At 69.6% G+C, this 21,706-nt stretch carries 17 protein-coding genes and 4 tRNA genes; 9 read left to right on the top strand and 12 right to left on the bottom strand.

Annotated features, from left to right (window positions below; all coding sequences use genetic code 11):
* The first annotated feature begins 36 nt into the window (after positions 1 to 36).
* The 4 genes from ACWDAG_RS38450 (at position 37) to purM (ending at position 4,390) form a co-directional block, all read left to right on the top strand.
* Positions 37 to 834, top strand: coding sequence for a sterol carrier family protein (locus ACWDAG_RS38450; protein WP_450700198.1), 798 nt, complete (start codon positions 37 to 39; stop codon positions 832 to 834).
* Between the two features lie 39 nt (positions 835 to 873).
* Complete coding sequence (locus ACWDAG_RS38445; protein ID WP_450700197.1) at positions 874 to 1,671, top strand: META domain-containing protein; 798 nt, start codon at positions 874 to 876, stop codon at positions 1,669 to 1,671.
* Positions 1,672 to 1,732: 61 nt separating this feature from the next.
* The gene (gene purF, locus ACWDAG_RS38440) at positions 1,733 to 3,262 is read left to right on the top strand and encodes an amidophosphoribosyltransferase (protein ID WP_123966093.1); all 1,530 of its coding nucleotides are present in this window, start codon (positions 1,733 to 1,735) and stop codon (positions 3,260 to 3,262) included.
* Positions 3,263 to 3,322: 60 nt separating this feature from the next.
* On the top strand, positions 3,323 to 4,390 hold the full coding sequence (purM, locus tag ACWDAG_RS38435) for a phosphoribosylformylglycinamidine cyclo-ligase (RefSeq protein ID WP_450700196.1): 1,068 nt from the start codon (positions 3,323 to 3,325) through the stop codon (positions 4,388 to 4,390).
* Positions 4,391 to 4,465: 75 nt separating this feature from the next.
* Here the strand turns inward: purM and ACWDAG_RS38430 are convergent, their stop codons facing one another.
* Positions 4,466 to 4,723 (bottom strand): DUF3073 domain-containing protein, encoded by a 258-nt coding sequence (locus tag ACWDAG_RS38430; RefSeq protein ID WP_109497005.1) that lies wholly within the window; start codon positions 4,721 to 4,723, stop codon positions 4,466 to 4,468.
* Between the two features lie 290 nt (positions 4,724 to 5,013).
* Positions 5,014 to 6,117, bottom strand: a complete 1,104-nt coding sequence (locus ACWDAG_RS38425; RefSeq protein ID WP_450700195.1) for a Leu/Phe/Val dehydrogenase — start codon at positions 6,115 to 6,117, stop codon at positions 5,014 to 5,016.
* Positions 6,118 to 6,340: 223 nt separating this feature from the next.
* Here ACWDAG_RS38425 and ACWDAG_RS38420 point away from each other — a divergent pair, with 223 nt between their 5' ends.
* Together ACWDAG_RS38420 and bldC are read left to right on the top strand one after the other, a co-directional pair.
* Positions 6,341 to 7,183, top strand: a complete 843-nt coding sequence (locus ACWDAG_RS38420) for a hypothetical protein (protein WP_450700194.1) — start codon at positions 6,341 to 6,343, stop codon at positions 7,181 to 7,183.
* A 565-nt stretch (positions 7,184 to 7,748) separates the two neighbouring features.
* The gene (gene bldC, locus ACWDAG_RS38415; RefSeq protein WP_003949541.1) at positions 7,749 to 7,955 is read left to right on the top strand and encodes a developmental transcriptional regulator BldC; all 207 of its coding nucleotides are present in this window, start codon (positions 7,749 to 7,751) and stop codon (positions 7,953 to 7,955) included.
* A gap of 492 nt (positions 7,956 to 8,447) precedes the next feature.
* Here the strand turns inward: bldC and ACWDAG_RS38410 are convergent, their stop codons facing one another.
* The 10 genes from ACWDAG_RS38410 to ACWDAG_RS38365 form a co-directional block, all read right to left on the bottom strand.
* Positions 8,448 to 8,636: a DUF6274 family protein gene (locus ACWDAG_RS38410; RefSeq protein WP_450700193.1), complete on the bottom strand. Its 189-nt coding sequence runs from the start codon at positions 8,634 to 8,636 to the stop codon at positions 8,448 to 8,450.
* Between the two features lie 276 nt (positions 8,637 to 8,912).
* Positions 8,913 to 8,987: transfer RNA gene (locus tag ACWDAG_RS38405), tRNA-Asp, on the bottom strand.
* Between the two features lie 93 nt (positions 8,988 to 9,080).
* Positions 9,081 to 13,061 (bottom strand): ATP-dependent RNA helicase HrpA, encoded by a 3,981-nt coding sequence (gene hrpA / locus ACWDAG_RS38400; protein ID WP_450700192.1) that lies wholly within the window; start codon positions 13,059 to 13,061, stop codon positions 9,081 to 9,083.
* An 86-nt stretch (positions 13,062 to 13,147) separates the two neighbouring features.
* The gene (locus ACWDAG_RS38395; protein ID WP_450700191.1) at positions 13,148 to 13,465 is read right to left on the bottom strand and encodes a hypothetical protein; all 318 of its coding nucleotides are present in this window, start codon (positions 13,463 to 13,465) and stop codon (positions 13,148 to 13,150) included.
* Positions 13,466 to 13,550: 85 nt separating this feature from the next.
* The gene (locus tag ACWDAG_RS38390; RefSeq protein ID WP_450700190.1) at positions 13,551 to 13,736 is read right to left on the bottom strand and encodes a DivIVA domain-containing protein; all 186 of its coding nucleotides are present in this window, start codon (positions 13,734 to 13,736) and stop codon (positions 13,551 to 13,553) included.
* Positions 13,737 to 13,785: 49 nt separating this feature from the next.
* Positions 13,786 to 16,626 (bottom strand): PKD domain-containing protein, encoded by a 2,841-nt coding sequence (locus ACWDAG_RS38385; RefSeq protein WP_450700189.1) that lies wholly within the window; start codon positions 16,624 to 16,626, stop codon positions 13,786 to 13,788.
* 181 nt (positions 16,627 to 16,807) lie between these two features.
* Positions 16,808 to 16,884, bottom strand: a tRNA-Phe gene (locus ACWDAG_RS38380).
* Between the two features lie 24 nt (positions 16,885 to 16,908).
* Positions 16,909 to 16,983, bottom strand: a tRNA-Asp gene (locus tag ACWDAG_RS38375).
* Positions 16,984 to 17,024: 41 nt separating this feature from the next.
* Positions 17,025 to 17,097 (bottom strand) — tRNA-Glu (locus tag ACWDAG_RS38370).
* Positions 17,098 to 17,177: 80 nt separating this feature from the next.
* Entirely contained in the window at positions 17,178 to 18,749 is a 1,572-nt protein-coding gene (locus ACWDAG_RS38365) for a metallophosphoesterase family protein (protein ID WP_450700188.1), read from the bottom strand.
* An 85-nt stretch (positions 18,750 to 18,834) separates the two neighbouring features.
* On the opposite strand from ACWDAG_RS38365, the gene ACWDAG_RS38360 reads away from it, so the two are divergent.
* The 3 genes from ACWDAG_RS38360 to ACWDAG_RS38350 form a co-directional block, all read left to right on the top strand.
* Entirely contained in the window at positions 18,835 to 19,185 is a 351-nt protein-coding gene (locus ACWDAG_RS38360) for a metallopeptidase family protein (RefSeq protein WP_009327618.1), read from the top strand.
* A 76-nt stretch (positions 19,186 to 19,261) separates the two neighbouring features.
* On the top strand, positions 19,262 to 19,786 hold the full coding sequence (locus tag ACWDAG_RS38355) for a hypothetical protein (RefSeq protein WP_450700187.1): 525 nt from the start codon (positions 19,262 to 19,264) through the stop codon (positions 19,784 to 19,786).
* 218 nt (positions 19,787 to 20,004) lie between these two features.
* Positions 20,005 to 21,706, top strand: a 1,702-nt coding sequence (locus ACWDAG_RS38350; protein ID WP_450700186.1) for a DEAD/DEAH box helicase, incomplete at its 3' end; no start/stop codon positions are given.

Raw genomic sequence — 21,706 nt, 5'->3', positions numbered from 1 at the left:
GTTCGGACCTCAGGCTCGTCCCATAGGCTCGCTGTCATGCCACCGGCCAAGAGACGCATCCGTACGTACGACCCCGCCAAGATCCGCAAGGCCGTGCAGGACCAGTTCGGGAACGTCCGGGAGGCCGTGCGCACCCTGACCCCCGAGCAGCTGGCCGGGCCCACCCGCCTCGGTGAGTGGACCGTGCGGGAGCTGGTGGCGCACATCGGGATGGCGGTGACGGCCGTCCACCGGTCGCTCGACAAGCCGGAGCCCGCCAAGCAGGACGCCGTGCTGCTCGACTGGGTCTTCGCCACCGCCGCCAACTCCTCGGCCATCGACGAGTTCACCCGACGGCTCGCCGAGCAGCACACCGACCTCGGCGCCTATCTCGCGGACATCGAGCAGAGCCTCGGCCGGCTGCTCGACGAGCACCCCGGCAGCCGTCTCCTGGAGACCAACTTCGGCGTCGTGCCCCTTGCCGACTACGTCGTCACCCGCACCGTCGAACTCGTCGTCCACACCGACGACCTGAACGCAGCCGTGCCGGGCCTTGAGGTGCCGTACGACCGTCAGGCCCTCGCCGCCTGCACCCGGCTGCTCGCCGACGCCCTGGCCGCCGAGGCGCCCGGCGGCTCCACCGAGGTGCGGATCCCGCCGTACGCCGTCGTGCAGTGCATCGAGGGCCCCCGGCACACCCGTGGCACCCCGCCCAACGTCGTCGAGACCGACCCGCTGACCTGGATCCGGCTCGCGACCGGGCGTGTGACCTGGGCGGACGCCGTCCACAAGGCCCAGGTCAGCGCGAGTGGGGAACGGGCGGACCTGAGCGGGCTGCTGCCGCTGATGGAGTGACCGGGGGAACCGGCCTCCCGTCCCTCTCGTCCCATCGGCATGGACAAACAGCGACTCACCCTCGCCGTCCTGACCGTGCTTCCGCTCGTCATGGCGTGCGGAAGCGACACGGGCAGCACGTCCGTCGCGTCGGAAGTGTCCGGCGTCCACTGGAAGGTCGACAGCGTCACGGTGGACGGCACGACCCGGCGCGCCCCCGCCGACGCCGACGTCCGCATCCGCGAGGACGGAACCGCCGTGGGCAACTACGGCTGCAACGAGTTCGGTGCGAAGGCCGCCTTCAAGGACCACCGGGTCGAACTGACGAACGCCCGCCAGACCCTGATGGCCTGCGAGCCGCGGCGCATGGCCTTCGAGCGGGCCCTCGCCGCCACCCTCACCGACCACTCGCTCACGGTCGAGACCAAGGGCGAGGGCCTGACGCTGACCACCCACGACGGCGACCGCATCCGGCTGACCAAGGAGCCCCAGGAGAAGAGCGCCCCGCTGTACGGGACGAAGTGGACGATCACCGCACTCGGCGACACCAACGGCACGGCGACCAGCCTGCCGCCGCAGCAGACGGCGTCCGCGTACCTCACCTTCGACAAGAAGTCCGGCAAGGTCACCGGCCGCCTCGGCTGCAACCACGTCACCGCGAACGCCACGGTCCGCGACGGACATATCACCCTGGGCCCCCCGTCCACCACGCGAATGATGTGCGACACCTCACTCATGCATACGGAGAAGGGCCTCCTGCGCCTCTTCGACGGCACCGTCAGCTACGGGTTGGATCAGCAAACCCTCACGCTGACCAGCGCAAACGGAGAAACCGCCAAGGCGGTCGCCGAGCGGTGATCCATTAGCGGCAGGTATCCCCAATTCGGACCAGTGGTCGATCTCGCCTACACTCGGAGCCGTGCCACGTGGTGACGGTCGACTCAATCATGATCTGCTCCCCGGTGAGAAGGGCCCCCAGGACGCCTGCGGCGTCTTCGGAGTCTGGGCTCCCGGTGAAGAGGTCGCCAAGCTCACTTACTTCGGGCTCTACGCCCTCCAGCATCGGGGCCAGGAATCCGCGGGTATCGCGGTCAGCAACGGCTCCCAGATCCTCGTCTTCAAGGACATGGGCCTTGTCTCCCAGGTCTTCGACGAGACCTCGCTCGGTTCGCTCCAGGGTCACATCGCGGTCGGTCACGCCCGCTACTCGACCACCGGCGCCTCCGTGTGGGAGAACGCCCAGCCGACGTTCCGCGCCACCGCGCACGGCTCCATCGCGCTCGGCCACAACGGCAACCTGGTCAACACGGCGCAGCTCGCCGAGATGGTCGCCGATCTGCCGAAGAAGGAGGGTGGCCGCACCCCGCGCGTGGCCGCCACCAACGACACCGATCTCCTCACGGCCCTGCTGGCCGCCCAGGAGGACGCCGACGGCAAGCCGCTGACCATCGAGGAGGCCGCCCACACGGTCCTCCCGAAGGTCCGCGGCGCCTTCTCGCTCGTCTTCATGGACGAGCACACCCTGTACGCCGCCCGTGACCCGCAGGGCATCCGCCCGCTGGTCCTCGGCCGCCTGGAGCGCGGCTGGGTCGTCGCCTCGGAGTCCGCCGCCCTCGACATCTGCGGCGCGAGCTACGTCCGCGAGATCGAGCCGGGCGAGTTCGTGGCCATCGACGAGAACGGCCTGCGCACCTCCCGATTCGCGGAAGCGAAGCCCAAGGGCTGTGTCTTCGAGTACGTGTACCTGGCCCGCCCGGACACCGACATCGCCGGCCGGAACGTGTACCTCTCCCGCGTGGAGATGGGTCGCAAGCTCGCCAAGGAAGCCCCGGTCGAGGCCGACCTGGTCATAGCGACCCCGGAGTCCGGCACCCCCGCCGCCATCGGCTACGCGGAGGCCTCCGGCATCCCCTTCGGCGCGGGTCTCGTGAAGAACGCGTACGTCGGCCGGACCTTCATCCAGCCCTCGCAGACGATCCGCCAGCTCGGCATCCGCCTGAAGCTGAACCCCCTGAAGGAAGTCATCAAGGGCAAGCGCCTGGTCGTCGTCGACGACTCGATCGTGCGCGGCAACACCCAGCGGGCGCTCGTGCGGATGCTCCGCGAGGCGGGCGCGGCGGAGGTCCACATCCGGATCTCCTCTCCCCCCGTGAAGTGGCCCTGCTTCTTCGGCATCGACTTCGCCACCCGCGCCGAGCTCATCGCCAACGGCATGACCATCGACGAGATCGGCACCTCGCTCGGCGCCGACTCGCTGGCGTACATCTCCATCGACGGCATGATCGAGGCGACCACCATCGCCAAGCCGAACCTGTGCCGCGCCTGCTTCGACGGCGAGTACCCGATGGAGCTCCCGGACCCCGAGCTGCTCGGCAAGCAGCTGCTGGAGACGGAGCTGGCCGCCGGCCCGGCCGCCACGGCCGCCGCCGACGCGATCCGCCGCCCGTAAGACGGCCCGTGCAGTGCTTTCTTGAAACGCCTGCCGTACGACACGAAAGTTCTCATAGCCATGTCTGAGACAACTGGTGCCAGCTACGCAGCCGCGGGCGTCGACATCGAAGCGGGTGACCGCGCGGTCGAGCTGATGAAGGAGTGGGTGAAGAAGACGCAGCGCCCCGAGGTCCTCGGCGGCCTCGGCGGGTTCGCCGGCCTCTTCGACGCCTCCGCCCTCAAGCGCTTCGAGCGCCCCCTGCTCGCCTCCGCCACCGACGGCGTGGGCACCAAGGTCGACATCGCCCGCCAGCTCGGTGTGTACGACACCATCGGCCACGACCTGGTCGCGATGGTCATGGACGACATCGTGGTGTGCGGCGCCGAACCGCTGTTCATGACCGACTACATCTGCGTCGGCAAGGTCCACCCCGAGCGGGTCGCCGCGATCGTCAAGGGCATCGCGGAGGGCTGTGTGCTGGCCGGCTGCGCCCTCGTGGGCGGCGAGACCGCCGAACACCCCGGACTGCTCGGCCCGGACGACTTCGATGTCGCCGGCGCCGGTACGGGCGCGGTGGAGGCCGACCGGCTGCTCGGCCCGGATCGTATCCGTACGGGTGACACGGTGATCGCCATGGCGGCCTCCGGGCTTCACTCGAACGGGTACTCGCTGGTCCGGCATGTCCTGCTGAACCAGGCGGGCCTGTCGCTCGACGCCCGGATCGAGGAGCTCGGCCGCACCCTCGGCGAGGAGCTCCTGGAGCCGACCAAGATCTACTCGCTGGACTGCCTCGCTCTGACCCGCACCACCGAGGTGCACGCGTTCAGCCATGTCACGGGTGGCGGCCTCGCCGCGAACCTCGCCCGTGTCATCCCGGACGACCTGCACGCGATCGTCGACCGCTCCACCTGGACCCCGGCGCCGATCTTCGACCTCGTCGGCAGGACCGGTCAGGTCGAACGCCTGGAGCTGGAGAAGACCCTCAACATGGGCGTGGGCATGATCGCCATCGTCCCCGAGGAGTCCACGGACGTGGCCTTGGCGACGCTGGCCGACCGCGGAGTCGAGGCATGGGTCGCCGGTGAGATCACCGAGCGCGGCGATCACACGACGGGCGCGGCCCTGGTGGGCGACTACAGCGCCTGACGACCGCGAAAGCAGCGCAAAACCCGGTCCGGTGGTATGGACCATCCCGGACCGGGTCAAGCATTGCTAAGTGCGTCAAGCGCCGCGGCGATGTTGCGACGACGGACCGGACTCGTCGTCCTCGTCCTCATCGTCGTCGTTGTAGAGACTCGCGTACTCGGCGTACGGGTCGTCTTCGTCCTCGTCGTCCTCGAACGGCTCGCCGTTCGGCGGTTGGCTCGAAGTCGAAGCGCCCAGCTCACTGGCCAGACGCGACAGGTCAGTCCCGCCGCTGTTGTACTTCAGCTGGCGGGCGACCTTCGTCTGCTTGGCCTTGGCCCGGCCGCGCCCCATGGCTCGACCCCCTCGGTGACGGGGCTCGACGGCCCCAGAGTCTTGACACGCGTTCATGATCTAGAACGGGCTCTCCGCAGAGAGACCGGTCCGTAGGGCTTCCACGGTACCTGAGCCCACGCCCATACGGTACGTCGCCCGCAGGACGGGCCGGGGTCCAGGACCCTCGGGGCGCCCCGTCCCCGCTGGTCAACCGCGATTTTAACCACTTCTGAGCGGGCGACCCGCCGACGAACGTGAGAGTTCTCTCTAAGTGTGCGCCGACGGGTACCGGCCAAACCTCCCGAAGGTCAGAGGCTGCGTCCGGCGGCCGCCTCGTGCATCCGCTGCTCGGCGATCCGGTCGGCCGCCGCGGCCGGTGGAATCCCGTCCGTCTTCGCACGTGCGAATATGGCCAGCGTGGTGTCGAAGATCTTCGCCGCCTTCGCCTTGCACCGGTCGAAGTCGAAGCCGTGCAGCTCGTCGGCGACCTGGATGACACCGCCGGCGTTCACTACGTAGTCCGGCGCGTAGAGGATCCCGCGGTCGGCGAGGTCCTTCTCGACGCCCGGGTGGGCGAGCTGGTTGTTGGCCGCGCCGCAGACGATCCTCGCGGTCAGCGCGGGCACGGTGTCGTCGTTCAGGGCACCGCCGAGCGCGCAGGGGGCGTAGATGTCCAGGCCCTCGGCGCGGATCAGGGTCGCGGTGTCGGCGACGGCGCTCACGCCCTCCGGATGCGCCGCGAGGATCCGGCCCACGGCCTCCTCGCGCACATCGGTGATGACGACCTCGGCGCCCTCGTCACGCAGGTGCCGGACCAGGTGGTGGCCGACCTTGCCGACGCCCGCGATGCCGACCTTGCGGCCGCGCAGCGACGGGTCGCCCCACAGGTGCTGGGCGCTGGCGCGCATGCCCTGGTAGACGCCGAAGGCGGTGAGGACGGAGGAGTCGCCGGCGCCGCCGTTCTCGGGCGAGCGTCCGGTCGTCCAGCGGCACTCCCGCGCGACGACGTCCATGTCGGCGACATACGTACCGACGTCGCACGCGGTGACGTAGCGACCGCCGAGGGAGGCGACCATGCGCCCGTAGGCGAGCAGCAGCTGCTCGGTCTTGTCCCTCTCCGGGTCGCCGATGATCACGGCCTTGCCGCCGCCGTGGTCGAGACCGGCCATGGCGTTCTTGTACGACATCCCGCGCGCGAGGTTGAGCGCGTCGGCGACGGCCTCCGCCTCGGTCGCGTACGGGTAGAAGCGCGTACCGCCGAGGGCGGGGCCCAGAGCGGTGGAGTGGATGGCGATGACGGCCTTGAGGCCGCTGGCGCGGTCCTGGCAGAGCACGACTTGCTCATGTCCGCCCTGGTCCGAGTGGAACAGGGTGTGCAGTACATCAGCAGGTGCGCCGGTTACGTCGGTCACTGTGGTGACTCCTGAGTAAATAGCGGCGGTTGGAGACCAGCTCCCGTGCGGGTGGCGGGTGCTGTGAGCATGAGATTAGAGCCTGGGTGCCCCCGGCCACCGCGCAGTGCTCAGGATCACCCACTCGCGGAGTACGTCCGTGCGACGATTTGCATAGATTTCCCGCCCGTTTGTGAGCGGGTTCCGCAGGTTTTCCCGGTGGTGGGCGGGGGAGGGAGCAGGCGTGCCCAAGGTGTCCTCGGTGATCGTCCCGTACGCGACGTACCTGCGTGTGTACGAGCCACTGGCCGCCTTCCCCGAGCCGGAGCGCAGCCACTGGGCGCGCTATGCCCGGCGCGCCGACCGCCCGACGTACCAGGACGAACTGCGCCGCTCCCTGGCCGACTTGGTGCCCACCCCGCCGATCCCGGTGCCGGTGCACGAGAGCAGCGACGCCTTCGTGCTGGAGGCCGACGGGGTGCTGTGCGTGTGTCCCTGGCGGACCCGGCTGCGCGGCTGGCAGGCCCTTCAGGAGCTGCCCGAGGAGCTGCCGAAGCCGGTCCTGGACGCGGTGCTCCCGGAGGTCGTACGGCGCCAGGCGACCCAGGACTACGAGCGCTGGCTGGTCCGCAACCCGGACGCCCGCCCGTGGATCCGCACGGCGACCTGGCAGGTGCCGCTGCACTGGTTCGTGCTGGTGTCGGACCAGGAGCGGCGCTTCGACAAGGGCTCCGGCGAGATCCCTCCGATGCTGCGCTACCAGACGCCGATGGTGCAGGCGCGGCGCCGGGTGGCGCGGGCGCTGCGGGCCCTCAAGGACGGCATCGACGAGGGGCCGCTGATCGACGGCCTGGTGGACGTGGGGCGCTGGCTGGAGGAGTTCCACCCGCGGTCGACGGTGGAGCTGGACTACGGCGGCCTGGTGCACACGCTGCCGGCCGGCGAGCTCGAGGACGACCACTCCGCGGCGGACGTCGCCGAGGGCATCGAGGCGCTGCGTCAGGGCGACGGGGCGGCCGCGGGAGCGGCGTACGCGCGGCTGGTGGAGCGCTGGCGGTCGGTCCGGGACCGGCGCTCGGCCAACTGAGGGCACCCTCAGGTCACAAACTGATGTTTGACGAATCGCCCGTTTTGGGGTTTCGTCCTCGCACCGAAGTGTGCTCTGTGTTTCCTGAGGTTTCGTCAACATGGGACGTAGGTCCCGATCCGGGCGTTCATCTCAAGCTGTGCCAAGCGTGACGGACCGCACTTACGCGGCCCTTGCGTCCCTTGCCCCTCCTCGTGCCAAAATAGGACAAGGAGTCCGGGGAGGGCTCCGTCCGTCCTGCTGTGTACCAGTGTGGGCGGAATCTCAGCATTGCACGCTTTGGGGGGTCTCGTGGCTCCTGATTGTCCTGTGACTGATCGTCACAGTGGCGTGACTGTCCGCTATGGCATGGTCCATCGGCATCCGTCGCTGATGAACACCTGGAGGGGCAATTCCATCGGTTTGGCCGACGCGGCTGGACAGATGGTGTAGTTGTAGTGCCGAGGACAAGCCGTTCGTCCTATAACCGACTCGACCCGCGTCCACCATTTCGGGCAACGCGGGTCAAGGTGCAGAATTTAGAGGAAAGAACCGAGAAGGTTCGGTTCTCCCGAGGAGGCCGCTCATGACCGCTCGCACCCCTGATGCCGAGCCGCTGCTGACCCCGGCTGAGGTCGCCACGATGTTCCGCGTCGACCCCAAGACGGTCACGCGGTGGGCGAAGGCCGGAAAGCTCACTTCGATCCGTACGCTCGGCGGGCACCGCCGCTACCGCGAGGCGGAGGTCCGTGCACTGCTCGCGGGCATCCCGCAGCAGCGCAGCGAGGCCTGAACAACTGCATAACCGGGCAAACCGGCAGGTCCCCCACTTGCCGCGGCGCCCGAACCCTTGCTCCAAGCGACGCGGGGTCTGCCCCAACAGGCTCCACGCCCACCGCTCTTCAGAGCTTTCCAAGCAAGTACAGGGTGCGTCGTCGATCGCGCTGGACTCCGCCGGGTCCAGCGCGATCTTTTTTGTGCGCGTGGCATGCCTGGTCCGGGGCGCCGTGAGCGGCCTTGTCGGAGTCTGGGGAAGGGTGCCGGACCGCCCGTGGGGCCCGCTCGGCCGGGGCCCTGTGGCAGCCTCCCGGAGGGGCCTCCGAGTGGTGCAATTGCACATATAAAATTGACCACTTGTATGCGGGGTGTAAGTACCGCGGTTTCAGAAACTCATGCGGTGACACCCGTCACATGCCCCGGTCCTTGTTGCCGTCGCCGTCCGTGCGCTAGAGGAGGCATGCGCTCCAGATTCCCATGGCGGGACGGGTGTTGGAGCGGCCGACCGTCACGCCCCGGCGGCACTTTCGTCCTCGACGGCCTCGTCCGGGACCTCGACGACCCTCGGCGAGTCCATCGCCAGCCGCAGCAGGTGGTGGCATATCGGGCAGTGGCGGGTCAGGTGGCCGTAAGACGAAGCGGCCGACAGATGCGCACGGAGCAGGGCCCGTGTCTCGTGCCTGACCGACGCCGCCATACGCCACCTCCACCGGGCCGAACGGGGAACAGGCCCTGTCTTCTGGGTACAGAGGGAATGTGACGGCGTCAAGACGGCATGGGGCTCCGTCGGTGCAGCGTGACGGGGCGTCGCCGGTGTGACAGCGCACGGCGCTGCGGTGGCCGTCCCTGGGGGCTGTCGCCCCCAGACCCCGCTTTCGGCCTGAACGGCCTCATCCTCTAATGCCGGACGGGCTGATTGGTGGCGCACGAAGAAGGCCCGCACCTTGTCGGTGCGGGCCTTCCCACTTCACTGCGGTCCTGACGGGATTTGAACCCGCGGCCTCCACCTTGACAGGGTGGCGAGCACTCCAAACTGCTCCACAGGACCAGGTTTCGCGGCGCCATCTCTGCGTTGCGCTGCGAAAAGAGACTGTACAGGAGGGTGAGCCCCTGGTCGAACTCACCCAGTGTGTGCGGGTGGTTACGGGACGGCCGCGTCGATCGCCTTCACGATCCGCTTGTCGGAGACGGGGTACGCCGTACCGAGCGCGTGGGCGAAATAGCTGACCCGGAGCTCCTCGATCATCCAGCGGATGTCCAGGACCGAGGAGGGGACCGGACGGCCCTGGGGCATCTGCTCCAGGAGCCACGCGTACTCGTCCTGCATCTCGTGGACCTTCTCCATGCGTGTGGTGTCCCGCTGGACACCCGTCGGCATCTGCTGGAGTCGGCGGTCCGCGGCCACCAGGTAGCGCATCAGGTCCGGCAGGCGGCGAAGTCCCGCCTCCGTCACGAAGCCGGGCTTCACAAGGCCGTCCAGCTGCTTTCGCACGTCCTGGAGGTTCGGCAGCAGCGCAGGGCTGTGTACGGCCTTCAGACGGCGCTCACAGGCCTGCCAGGCGGCCAGCACCTGCTGCACCTGCCCCACCGTACGGACCGTCGTGTCCACGATCTCCGCGCGCACCTTGTCGTACAGCTTCCGGTACGACTCCTCGTCCCACGCCGGGCCCCCGAAGTCCCCGATCAGCTTGTCCGCCGCCGCCATCGCGCAGTCGTCGAACAGGCCCTGGATCGAGCCGTGCGGGTTCGCGGACAGGGCGAGCTTCTGGGCGTTCGTCAGCTTCTCGGAGGCGAACTTGGCGGGGCTGACAGGGATGTTGCGCAGGATCAGCCTGCGCGTGCCCTTCCACATCGCCTCCGCCTGCTCCGCCTCCGTGTCGAAGAGGCGGACCGAGACCGTGTCGCCGTCGTCGACCAGCGCCGGATACGCCTTCACCGGCTGGCCCGCCCGGCGCGTCTCGAAGACACGGGTCAGGGAGCCGATCGTCCAGTCCGTCAGACCCTTGCGTTCCAGGGCCTGGCCGCCCTCGCGCGAGGCGGTGGCCGCGGCGGCCTGGGAGAGGGCCTTGCGGGCCTTCGGCTTCAGCTGGAGCCGCAATGCCTCCAGGTCCTTGTCCTCGGCGAGCTTGCGCCGCCGCTCGTCGACGATGCGGAAGGTGATGCGCAGATGGTCCGGGACCTTCGACCAGTCGAAGTCCGACGCCTCGAAGGGGACCCCGACCATGCGCTTCAGCTCGCGCGCCATGGTCACTGTCAAGGGCTCCTGCAGAGACTGTGCCTGATTGCGCCCCTCCGGGGACGACGCGGCATCGAGGAAGCGCTTCGCGAAGTTCGGTGCCGGCACGTAGTTGCGGCGGATCGGCTTCGGGAGCGAGCGGATCAGCTCGGTGACCAGCTCCTCCCGCAGGCCCGGGATCTGCCAGTCGAAGCCCTCGTCCGTGACCTGGTTGAGGACCTGGAGCGGGATGTGGACGGTCACACCGTCGGCGTCCGCGCCCGGCTCGAACTGGTAGGTGACACGGAACTTCAGCGGGCCCTGCCGCCACGAGTCCGGATAGTCGGCCTTGGTGACCGCCTCGGCCGACTCCCGGATGAGCATCTCCCGCTCGAAGTCCAGGAACTCCGGCTGCTCCTGCCGCTTCCGCTTCCACCAGGAGTCGAAGTGGGCGCCGGAGACGACGTGTTCGGGCACCTTCTGGTCGTAGAAGTCGAAGAGCGTGTCGTCGTCGACGACGATGTCCCGGCGCCGGGCGCGGTGCTCCAGCTCCTCGACCTCGCTGAGGAGTCTGCGGTTGTCGGCGAAGAACTTGTGGTGCGTGCGCCAGTCGCCCTCGACGAGCGCGTTGCGGATGAACAGCTCGCGGGAGACCTCGGGGTCGATACGGCCGTAGTTCACCTTGCGCTGGGCGACGATCGGGACGCCGTACAGCGTGACCTTCTCGTACGCCATCACGGCCGCCTGGTCCTTCTCCCAGTGCGGTTCGCTGTACGTCCGCTTCAGGAGGTGCTCGGCGAGCGGTTCGACCCACTCGGGCTCGATCTTGGCGTTGACGCGGGCCCAGAGGCGCGAAGTCTCCACCAGCTCCGCCGACATGACGAACCGCGGCGGCTTCTTGAAGAGCGCCGAACCCGGGAAGATCGCGAACTTGGCGTTCCGCGCGCCCAGATACTCGTTCTTCGCGCCGTCCTTCACGTCCTTCATGCCGATGTGGGACAGGAGGCCGGCCAGGAGGGAGACGTGGATACGGTCGCCGGGGGCGTCCTCCTCGTTGAGGTGGATGCCCATCTGCTTGGCGACTGTGCGGAGTTGGGTGTAGATGTCCTGCCATTCGCGAATGCGCAGGAAGTTGAGGTACTCCTGCTTGCACATCCGGCGGAAGGACGACGAACCGCGCTCCTTCTGCTGCTCGCGGACGTAACGCCACAGGTTCAGGTAGGCGAGGAAGTCGCTCGTCTCGTCCTTGAAGCGGGCGTGCTGCTGGTCGGCCTGGGCCTGTTTGTCGGCGGGGCGCTCGCGCGGATCCTGGATGGACAGCGCGGCGGCTATGACCATGACCTCGCGGACACAGCCGTTCTTGTCGGCCTCCAGGACCATACGGGCCAGGCGCGGGTCGACGGGCAGCTGGGCGAGCCTGCGGCCGGTCGGGGTGAGCCGCTTGCGTACGTCCTTCTCCGCGGGGTCCAGGGCGTGCAGTTCCTGGAGCAGTTGCACGCCGTCGCGGATGTTGCGGTGGTCCGGCGGGTCGATGAAGGGGAACTTCTCGATGTCGCCGAGGCCGGCCGCGGTCATCTGCAGGATGACGGACGCCAGGTTCGTACGGAGGATCTCCGCGTCCGTGAACTCCGGGCGGGCGAGGAAGTCGTCCTCGGAGTAGAGGCGGATGCAGATGCCGTCGGACGTACGGCCGCAGCGGCCCTTGCGCTGGTTGGCGCTGGCCTGCGAGATCGGCTCGATGGGCAGGCGCTGGACCTTGGTGCGGTGGCTGTACCGGCTGATCCGGGCGAAGCCCGGGTCGATGACGTACTTGATGCCCGGGACGGTCAGCGAGGTCTCGGCGACGTTCGTGGCCAGAACGATCCTGCGGCCCGTGTGCGGCTGGAAGACGCGGTGCTGCTCGGCGTGCGAGAGCCGGGCGTAGAGGGGCAGCACCTCGGTGAACCGGTAGTTCTTCTTCACCAGCGCGTCCGCCGTGTCGCGGATCTCGCGCTCGCCGGAGAGGAAGACGAGGATGTCGCCCTTGCCCTCGCTCTGGAGCTCCTCGACCGCGTCGCAGATCGCGGTGATCTGGTCGCGGTCGGAGTCGTCGCCGTCCTCTTCGAGGAGGGGCCGGTAGCGGACCTCGACGGGGTACGTCCGCCCGCTGACCTCGATGATCGGGGCGTCGCCGAAGTGCCGGGAGAAGCGCTCGGGGTCGATGGTCGCGGAGGTGATCACGACCTTGAGATCGGGCCGCTTCGGCAGCAGCTGCGCGAGATACCCGAGCAGGAAGTCGATGTTGAGGGACCGCTCGTGGGCCTCGTCGATGATGATCGTGTCGTAGGCGCGCAGCTCGCGGTCGGTCTGGATCTCGGCGAGCAGGATGCCGTCCGTCATCAGCTTGATGAAGGTCGAGTCCTGGTTCACCTGGTCGGTGAACCGCACCTTCCAGCCGACGGCCTCGCCGAGCGGGGTGTCCATCTCCTCGGCCACCCGCTCGGCGACCGTACGGGCGGCGATACGACGGGGCTGGGTGTGCCCGATCATGCCGCGCACCCCCCGCCCGAGCTCCAGGCAGATCTTGGGGATCTGGGTGGTCTTTCCGGACCCGGTCTCACCGGCGACGATGACGACCTGGTGATCGCGGATGGCCTCCGCGATGACGTCCTTCTTCTGGCTGACCGGCAGCTGCTCGGGATACGAGACGGCGGGGACCCGGCCGCGCCGCTCGCCCATCCGCTCCTCGGCTTTCGCGATCTCCGCCTCGATCTCGGCGAGGACGGCGGCCTGGGCCTCGGGCTTACGGATCTTGCGCGCGCCTTCGAGCCTGCGCCCGAGCCGGTGCGCATCGCGCAAAGACAGCTCGGTCAGGCGGGGGGCGAGGGTGCCGAGGGCCGGGGTGGCGGGGGCAGGGTGCGTAGACATACGCGATCCAGGATCTCATCCCGGAGAAATCCGTGGCGAACGAATTGTCGCCCGGCGGCCGAGCGGGGGCGGGCCAGGTGGTCCGCTCAGCCGGTCCGCTGCCCCGGAGGTGCCGTGGGCGCGGGCTGCTGCTGCCGCAGGCCGCCGTCCCCCAGCGCGATGGACCTGGCGGTGTTGGAGACGGCCTTGATCCCGAGATAGGCCGTGGTCATGCTGCTCACCGCGGTGAACGCGGCCGTGAGCACGCCCACGATCACCGCCTTGTCCCCGTCGAGCCGCCACACCCCGAAGATCGCCACACCGGCGATCGCAAGATTGCTGATCACCACGGCCAGCAGCCCGTACCGAGCCCGGTCCTTCTCCAGCTCGACATCCCGAATGGCCTTGGCCTCGTCCCTGCTCATCGTCCCCCGCCCCCCTTGGCCCTACGCCGACCAGCCAGAACGTAGCGCCACAGGAGACCGCTGCCAAGCGGCCGACCCGCCATGCTCAACCGGCCCGCAGTTCGGCGATCCGGGCGTCGACCTGGCCCCGGTCGTACCCGCGGCGGGCGAGGTCGAAGGCGGGGGGTGTGTCGGGGGCCGTGCCCGCGGCCAGCTGCGCGAGGTAGGCGTCGACCTGGGCGCGGTCGTAACCGCGCCGGACGATCGCGAAGGCGAAGATCTCGGGTTCCATCCTGTCCCCTGTTCGTTTGCCTTGTTCGTTTTCGTTGTTCGTCGAACGGTCAGCCCGCCGGGAAGACGTCGTAGTGGCCGAGAAGATCGGCGATGACGTCGACCGGGCCGGAACCCGCGTTGTAGAGGTCGATCTCGCCGTCGGCGCCGACCTTCACCAGCGCGCGGTTGGCGGCCGTGTGTCCCTTGGTGAAGTTCAGGGAGTAGACGCCGGGGCGCGAGGTGCCGTCGGCGTACGCGACCAGGTAGCCGTTGCCGGACGGCGACGGCACGGTGAGGTTCAGTTCGGCGGCGGTGACTCCGGTCGCGGGGACGCCATGGGCGCCGGTGACCTTGAGCCTCAGGGTGGAGTGCGCGGCGAGCCTGGCGATCCTGCCCGTGCCGGTTCCGGTGCGGGTGTTGAGGATGCGGGCGGGGGCGGCGGGCAGGAACTCCGAGCCCTTCGCCGTGGTGCCGTACCAGCCGACGAGGTCCGTGACGAGGTTCGCGGAGCCCCTGCCGGCATTGCGCAGCACGACCTTGCCGTCCACCAGGGGGAGCGTGATCTGGGCGGAGGCGGTCTGACCGGTGGCCCAGTACGGGCCGGTCACGGCCGAGCCGGTGGCGCCGTGCGTGGAGACCACGAGGCTGCCGGAGGACCTGGTGGTGGTCGCGGCGACGTTGAGGACCACCGCGTTCGCTCCCGCCGGGACACCGTGGGTGCCGGCGACGGGGAGCGTGACCGAGTGGCCGCCGGCGACCGGGCCGGTTGCGAGCAGACGGACCGGGGAGGCCGGGTGGTAGGTGTCGGCGTACTGGGCGTGCGACTGGAGGCCGACCGTGGCGACGTCGACCGTGACCGCGCCGGAGCTGCCGTTGTAGATGTCGACCGAGCCGGTCGGGGTGACCTTGACCGTCGTTTCGTTGAGCGCCGTGCGGCCGGGCTCGAAGTTGAGGGTGGAGGTGCCGGGACGGTTGGTGCCGGCAGGGTAGAGGGTGAGCGAGCCGCTCGCCTTGGCGTTGGTGGTGGTGAGCTGCAGCTGGGCCGCGTCGACGCCGTCGGAGTCGGCGCGAAGGGTGGCCGCCGAGAGCTTCAGGACCCCGTGGGCGGCGATCGTCTTCTCGGTGTCGTACTGCGGGGTCATCGCGACGTAGGCGTCCGCCGCGTGGAAGGTCGTGGTGGCGGTGGTGGTGCGGCCGAGGCGGTCGGTCTGGGTCAGGGTGGCGGTGTAGGTGCCGGGGGCCGGGTACTGGTGGAGCGTCTGCTCGACGCCGTCGCCCACGCTCTCCTGGCTGCCGTCGCCGAAGGTCAGGACCCGCCCGAGAACCTCCCACGAGTCGGTCGGCTCCGGGACGGTGAACTGCGCGGACCCGGCATCGGTCTGGCCGTCGTTCGTGGTGTCGGCGGCTGCGGACAGGGAGGCGGGCGGCGGTACCTCGGTACCGGCCGTAATCCAGTTGCTCCCGGTCACGCTGGTTCCGTCCCTGTCGGTGACCGTGATGCTCGCGAGATAGCGACCTGGCGTGCTGTAGGTGTGCGCGATCGGGGAGCTCGCCGCGCCGGTGGCCGGGGCGCTGCCGTCCCCGAAGTCGACCGAGTACGTGAGCGCCTCGGCCCAGTTGCTGACGGCGTCCGTCTTCACCGAGGTGTCGAACGGCGCGACGCCGCTCGACGGGTTCGGGTAGGCGTCGGCGGGAATCGTGATGACGTCCTCCCGCTCGTAGGCGCCCCGGTCGGGAGGGAGCGTGCCGGTGCCGTTGTTGGCGACGATCGGATCGTCGACTCGTGGGTGACCCGAGTAATCGGTGGCGAGTTCGCCGGGCGCATCGGCGTCGGCCGAGTCGATGAGGGGAGAGCGCTCGGGCTGCTCGCTTCGGAAGGACACAGCGAACCCGTCAAGGTCGTGCTTGCCCTGCCCGGTTCCGGACCGGAATGCCGCGCTGGTGGCGTAGTCGGTGCCGGCCCAGGAGTACTCGGTGCGCGACGGCGCGGAAGAGGCCGCGTTTTTCGCCGCCACGTTGTAGTCGGCGGTGACCTGGTCCGTGGAGTCGGCCGACACCGCGTAGAGCGGAGCGGTCGGCGCCTGGCAGAAGCTGTTCTGCGTCCATCCCGGGTTGATGGTCACATTGTTCTCCACCGCACCTGAGCTTCCGCCGTCCAGCGAAATTCCGGTGGCGCACTGCGCGTAGACCGTGTTGCTCGTCACGTAGGCGCCGGACGTTCCCGTCACCGCGATCCCGTCCTGGCGCATCATGCCGATCACGTTGGTCGTCACGGTGACCCGGGACGCGCCCGGTTCCGCCCGCACTCCGTACGCGTACTCGGCGCCCAACGAGCTCCGGGAGACGGTCACGCCGGAGGACGTGCCGTCCACGCTCACGGCGGTGGCCGTGGCGGGGGCCGCCGCTGCGGGTTGATTCACGACCAGCCGGTCGAGGGTCACGTTCTCGGAGCCTGTCACCGCCACAGCGTTGCCGCCGATGCCGAGGAAGACCAGCGATTCCACGTGCACGTCGTGCACCCCGTCCAGTGTCAGCACCGGTGCGGTGCCGGGCCACGAAAGCACCGCCCGCGCGGTGCTGGAACCGGGTTGCGCCCCCGTGAAGGTGATCGGCGCGTCACTGGTCCCCGACCGGGTCAACTTCACCTCTCCCGAGTACGGGCCCTTGTTCGGCGACAGGATCCGAACCGTGTCCCCCGGCTCCACCACGTCCGCCGCTGCCTGCACGGTGCAGAAGGGCAGGTCAACGGCTCCCGCCCCGCTGTCGCTGCACGCCACGTCATGGTTCACGTACAGGGTCCTGCCGGCCCCCGGGTCCGCCACCGCCGGCCCGGCCCCCGAGCCGCTCATCACCCCCGCCACGACGATCACGGCGAGGGACAGTCCGACGGCGGGGCGGGGTCTGTGCACGAGGTCTCCCGGGAGCGTTCGCGGTGCGGTCACGAGAACGCCGGTGGGGCAGCGTTGACATGCAGCTGTCATGGTGGCAGCCCCGATTCAAAGGAACGCCATGATCCACTCTGCTCTTGGCAATGGGCATGAAAAACCCCCTCCGGGAAGCTCCCGAAGGGGGTTTGCCCTGGCAGGGCGGTGGTGGCTGGGGCCGGGGTCGAACCGGCGACCTATCGCTTTTCAGGCGATCGCTCGTACCAACTGAGCTACCCAGCCACGAGGCTTCCGAGGAAACCTCAGCGGTCCTGACGGGATTTGAACCCGCGGCCTCCACCTTGACAGGGTGGCGAGCACTCCAAACTGCTCCACAGGACCAAGCTTTGTGAGCGACCACCAGTGTCGCACACGGTTTTGCGTGCCCCCAACGGGATTCGAACCCGTGCTACCGCCTTGAAAGGGCGGCGTCCTAGGCCGCTAGACGATGAGGGCTATCGGCCCGCCTGGGCGCCTCTCAGCGCGTCGGGGACGTGAGAAGCATATGGGATGGCGGGAGGTATCGCCAAAACGGTTTACGGGGCTGAGGTGGCAGGGGTCGGTGAGGGGGAGGGGGAGGGCGGTGCTCCTGGCTGGTTCTCCTTCGGGAGGTGGCGGGTGACCTCCGCCGTCGTCTCGCCCAGGCCGCCCAGTTTGATCGAGTCCCAGGCCTGCAGGCGGCGGGTGTCGCGGTCGAAGTAGAGGATCGAGGCCTCGATGGGGGCCGGGTACTTGTGCTCCAGGGCGCGCAGGCCGCTGCCGCCCGTCGAGCCCTCCATGCGCAGGTGGGTGCCGCGCGGGAGGATCTCGTCGCCCTCGTGGTGCAGGTGCCCGCACAGGACCAGCGGCACCTCGCCGTCGACCTCGCGGGCCGCCGACGGCTCGTGGACCATGGCCACGTCCACCGGGGTGTGCGCGGTCTTCTGGTCGCTCAGGGCCGTGGCCAGGCGGTCCCCGGCCAGCTGCTCCGACTCGTCGGCGCCGATCGCCTTCGAGCGGTCGGGGGTGAACTGCGGATCGCCCATGCCCGCGAGGCGCAGACCCCCGATCGTCTCCGCCCGGCCGTCGTCCAGGACGTGCACGTTCTTCATGCGCTGCAGATAGCGCTGGGTGATCTTCGAGTCGTGGTTGCCGCGGACCCAGACGTACGGCGCTCCCAGGTCCGCGATGGGGTCGAGGAACCCGTTCTCCGCGGCCGAGCCGTGGTCCATCGTGTCGCCGGTGTCGACGATCACGTTCACCTTGTACTGGTCCACCAGTGACGCGATGATCTTCCAGCTCGCGGGGTTGAGGTGGATGTCCGAGACGTGCAGCACGCGGACGGTCGTCGGGTCGGGCTGGTAGGCGGGGAGGGTGGACGTGACGTCGTAGAGCTTGGTCACGTTGGTGACCAGGCGGGCCAACTCCTTCTGGTAGACGTCGAATTCGGTGACGATGTTGCGGGCGTTGCCGACCAGGGAGGGCGCGGAGGAGAGCAGGCCCGAGTACTTGGGTTCGAGGACGGACTCGGGGTTCCAGGTCGCGTACACCGAGGCTCCGCACGCCATGAGGAGAGCCAGGGCCGTGCCGCCGGCGGCGAGGGCGCGGCGGGGGCGGCGGTAGACCGCGAGGCCGAGGGCCGTGGCTCCGGACACGACGGCGACGCAGGAGCGCAGGGCCACGTCGGTGGTGCCGTGCTCGACGTCGTGGGCGACCTCGTCCTGGAGGCCGGAGAGGCGTTCGGGGTGGTCGACCAGGGCCTGGGCGCGGACCGGGTCGAGCTGGTCGACGTTCACGTCCAGGCGGAGCGGCGCGTGATGGCTGTTCAGCTGCAGCGCGCCGAGCGGCGAGATGTTGATCTTCGTGCCGCCGCTGAGGGAGGGGCGCAGGGTCATCGTCGTGTTCATGGGGCCGACCGGGACCCGTACGTTGCCGACGACCAGCAGCCCGAGCCAGGCACCGAGCAGGACCACGGCGACCAGGCCCAGGGCGCGGGGCCAGGGGTGCGGCTGGCGGACCAGTTCGAGGGTCGGGAGGGGGCGGCGTGCGCGGTAGTGGCGGGCGAGGGTGCGCGGGGACTTGCGTACCCGGTTCAGGGCGGTGGCGGCGATGGCGGGGACGCGGGCCATTGGTCCCGTATGCCCAAGTGCGGGCATGGGTATGCAGGTGGGTCCATGACTCTCGTACGGACGGGCCGTGGCCGACAATGGGCCTGTGCTGGAGATGACGCGCGAGGAGTTCGAGGAACTGGTCGCCGAGGCGCTCGACCGGATCCCGCCGGAGCTGACGCGGCTGATGGACAACGTCGCGGTGTTCGTGGAGGACGAGCCGCCGGCGGACGATCCCGAGCTGCTCGGGCTGTACGAGGGCACTCCGCTGACGGACCGGGGTGAGTGGTACGCCGGGGTGCTGCCGGACCGCATCACGATCTACCGGGGGCCGACGCTCAGGATGTGCGAGTCGCGGGAGGACGTCGTCGCGGAGACCGAGGTGACCGTCGTGCACGAGATCGCGCACCACTTCGGGATCGACGACGCGCGGCTGCACGCCCTCGGTTACGGATGACATGTGCGCGTGTCCTCTTGTGGGCGGCGGGAGTTGGGCAGGTTGACTCCTTTCCCCGCCTCGGAGGTGGCTTTCCGTGCGCCGCTTGTACGTACCCGTCCGTCTGGCCGCCACGGTCATGGCTGTCGCCGCTGCCGCCGGCTGCATGAGCGTGGGCGAGGACGGCGGAGGTGGGAGTGCGAAGCCGTCGCACTCCGCGGGGCAGCGGGGCGGTGAGGCGCCCGACGGCGGGACGGGTGTGTCCGGCAGGGGCGTCGGCGTCGGCGTCGCCGACGGCAAGCACAAGGGCGGCAAGCGGGAGAAGGGCAAGGACGGGGCGTCGCCGTCCCCCTCGGCCTCGTCGTCCGCGGGGGACGGCCGGTCCGCTCCTCCGGCGGGCAAGCCCGGGAGCGGGAAGAGCGACAAGCCCGGGGTCCCCGCACCGACCGTCGCGTCGCCGACCCCGACGCACACGGCCGAGCCGCAGCCGACGCCCAGCGAGCAGCCGCCCTCCGCCTCGCCGGAGCCGACGGTCGCCGAGCCGTCGTCGTCGGCGCACGAGGAGCCGGCGCCGCAGCTCGCGGAGCGGGAACCGGCGCCGACGGCGGGGTCACCCGCGTAAGGGACGTGACGAGCGTCTCGGGGGATCGGTTTGCCACGGGGTGTGCAGGGTGCGTATGGTGGTAGATCGTTTGATCCCATTGCCCGGCGCCATTGCAGAGAGCGCCGCGTGGCGCGTTCTCTCCCTTGCCGTGGCTGACCGCATAGAGGCGGTCGTATTGCGAAATCACGGAGTTGACGGGCGCGTGCCGACGAGACTCCGGAAGGTTTCGCTTACGCATGTCCATTTCCAGTACTGATCACGTCGTCGTGCCCGAGAACGAGGGCACCGAGGACGCTCCCGAGGTCACCTTCGCGGACCTCGGTCTCCCCGAGGGCGTGGTGCGCAAGCTCGCCCAGAACGGCGTGACCACCCCCTTCCCGATCCAGGCCGCGACCATCCCGGACGCCCTGGCCGGCAAGGACATCCTCGGCCGTGGCCGCACCGGCTCCGGCAAGACCCTCTCCTTCGGTCTGCCGACCCTGGCCACGCTGGCCGGCGGCCGCACCGAGAAGCACAAGCCCCGCGCCGTCATCCTCACTCCGACCCGCGAGCTCGCCATGCAGGTGGCGGACGCCCTCCAGCCCTACGGCGACGTCCTCGGCCTGAAGATGAAGGTCGTCTGCGGCGGTACGTCGATGGGCAACCAGATCTACGCCCTGGAGCGCGGCGTCGACATCCTCGTCGCCACCCCCGGCCGTCTCCGCGACATCATCAACCGTGGTGCCTGCTCCCTGGAGGACGTGAAGATCACCGTCCTCGACGAGGCCGACCAGATGTCCGACCTGGGCTTCCTGCCCGAGGTCACCGAACTGCTCGACCAGGTCCCGGCCGGCGGTCAGCGGATGCTCTTCTCCGCGACCATGGAGAACGAGATCAAGACCCTCGTCGACCGGTATCTCACCAACCCGGCCACGCACGAGGTGGACGCCGCCCAGGGCGCGGTGACGACCATGTCGCACCACATCCTGATCGTGAAGCCCAAGGACAAGGCGCCGGTCACGGCCGCGATCGCCTCCCGCAAGGGCCGCACCATCATCTTCGTCCGTACGCAGCTCGGTGCCGACCGTGTCGCCGAGCAGCTGCGCGAGGCGGGCGTGAAGGCCGACGCGCTGCACGGCGGTATGACGCAGGGCGCGCGGACGCGGACGCTGGCCGACTTCAAGGACGGCTACGTCAACTGCCTGGTGGCGACGGACGTCGCGGCCCGCGGTATCCACGTCGACGGCATCGACCTCGTCCTGAACGTCGACCCCGCCGGTGACCACAAGGACTACCTGCACCGTGCCGGCCGTACCGCTCGTGCGGGCCGCACCGGCACGGTCGTCTCGCTGTCGCTGCCGCACCAGCGCCGCCAGATCTTCCGGCTGATGGAGGACGCGGGCGTCGACGCCGGGCGTCACCTCATCAACTCCGGTACGGCCTTCGAGCCCGAGGTCGCCGAGATCACCGGCGCCCGTTCGATGACCGAGGTCCAGGCCGAGTCCGCGGGCAACGCGGCGCAGCAGGCCGAGCGTGAGGTCGCGCACCTCACCAAGCAGCTGGAGCGGGCGCAGCGCCGCGCGAGCGAGCTGCGCGAGGAGGCCGACCGCCTGGTCGCCCGGGTCGCCCGCGAGCGCGGCGAGGACCCGGAGGCCGCGGTGGCCGAGGCGCAGGCGGCGGTGGCCGAGGCTGCCGTCGAGGCGGCCGAGGTGTCGGTGCCCGAGCAGCCCGCCGCGCAGGACGTGGACCGTGCGCAGGCGCCGTCCTCGTACGAGCGTCGTGAGCGTCGGGACAACGACCGCGGTGGGTTCCGCCGTGACGACCGTCGGGACGACCGTGGTGGCCGTTCCTTCGAGCGCCGGGACAACGACCGGGGCGACCGCGGCGGGTTCAACCGCGACCGCGACCGTGGGTTCGAGCGTCGGGACAACGACCGTGGCGGCTTCCGCCGTGACGACC

It is taken from the genome of Streptomyces sp. NPDC001157 (assembly GCF_053598255.1).
Note: the sequence above shows the minus strand (reverse complement) of the source record. Positions and strands in the feature narration are given on the sequence as shown.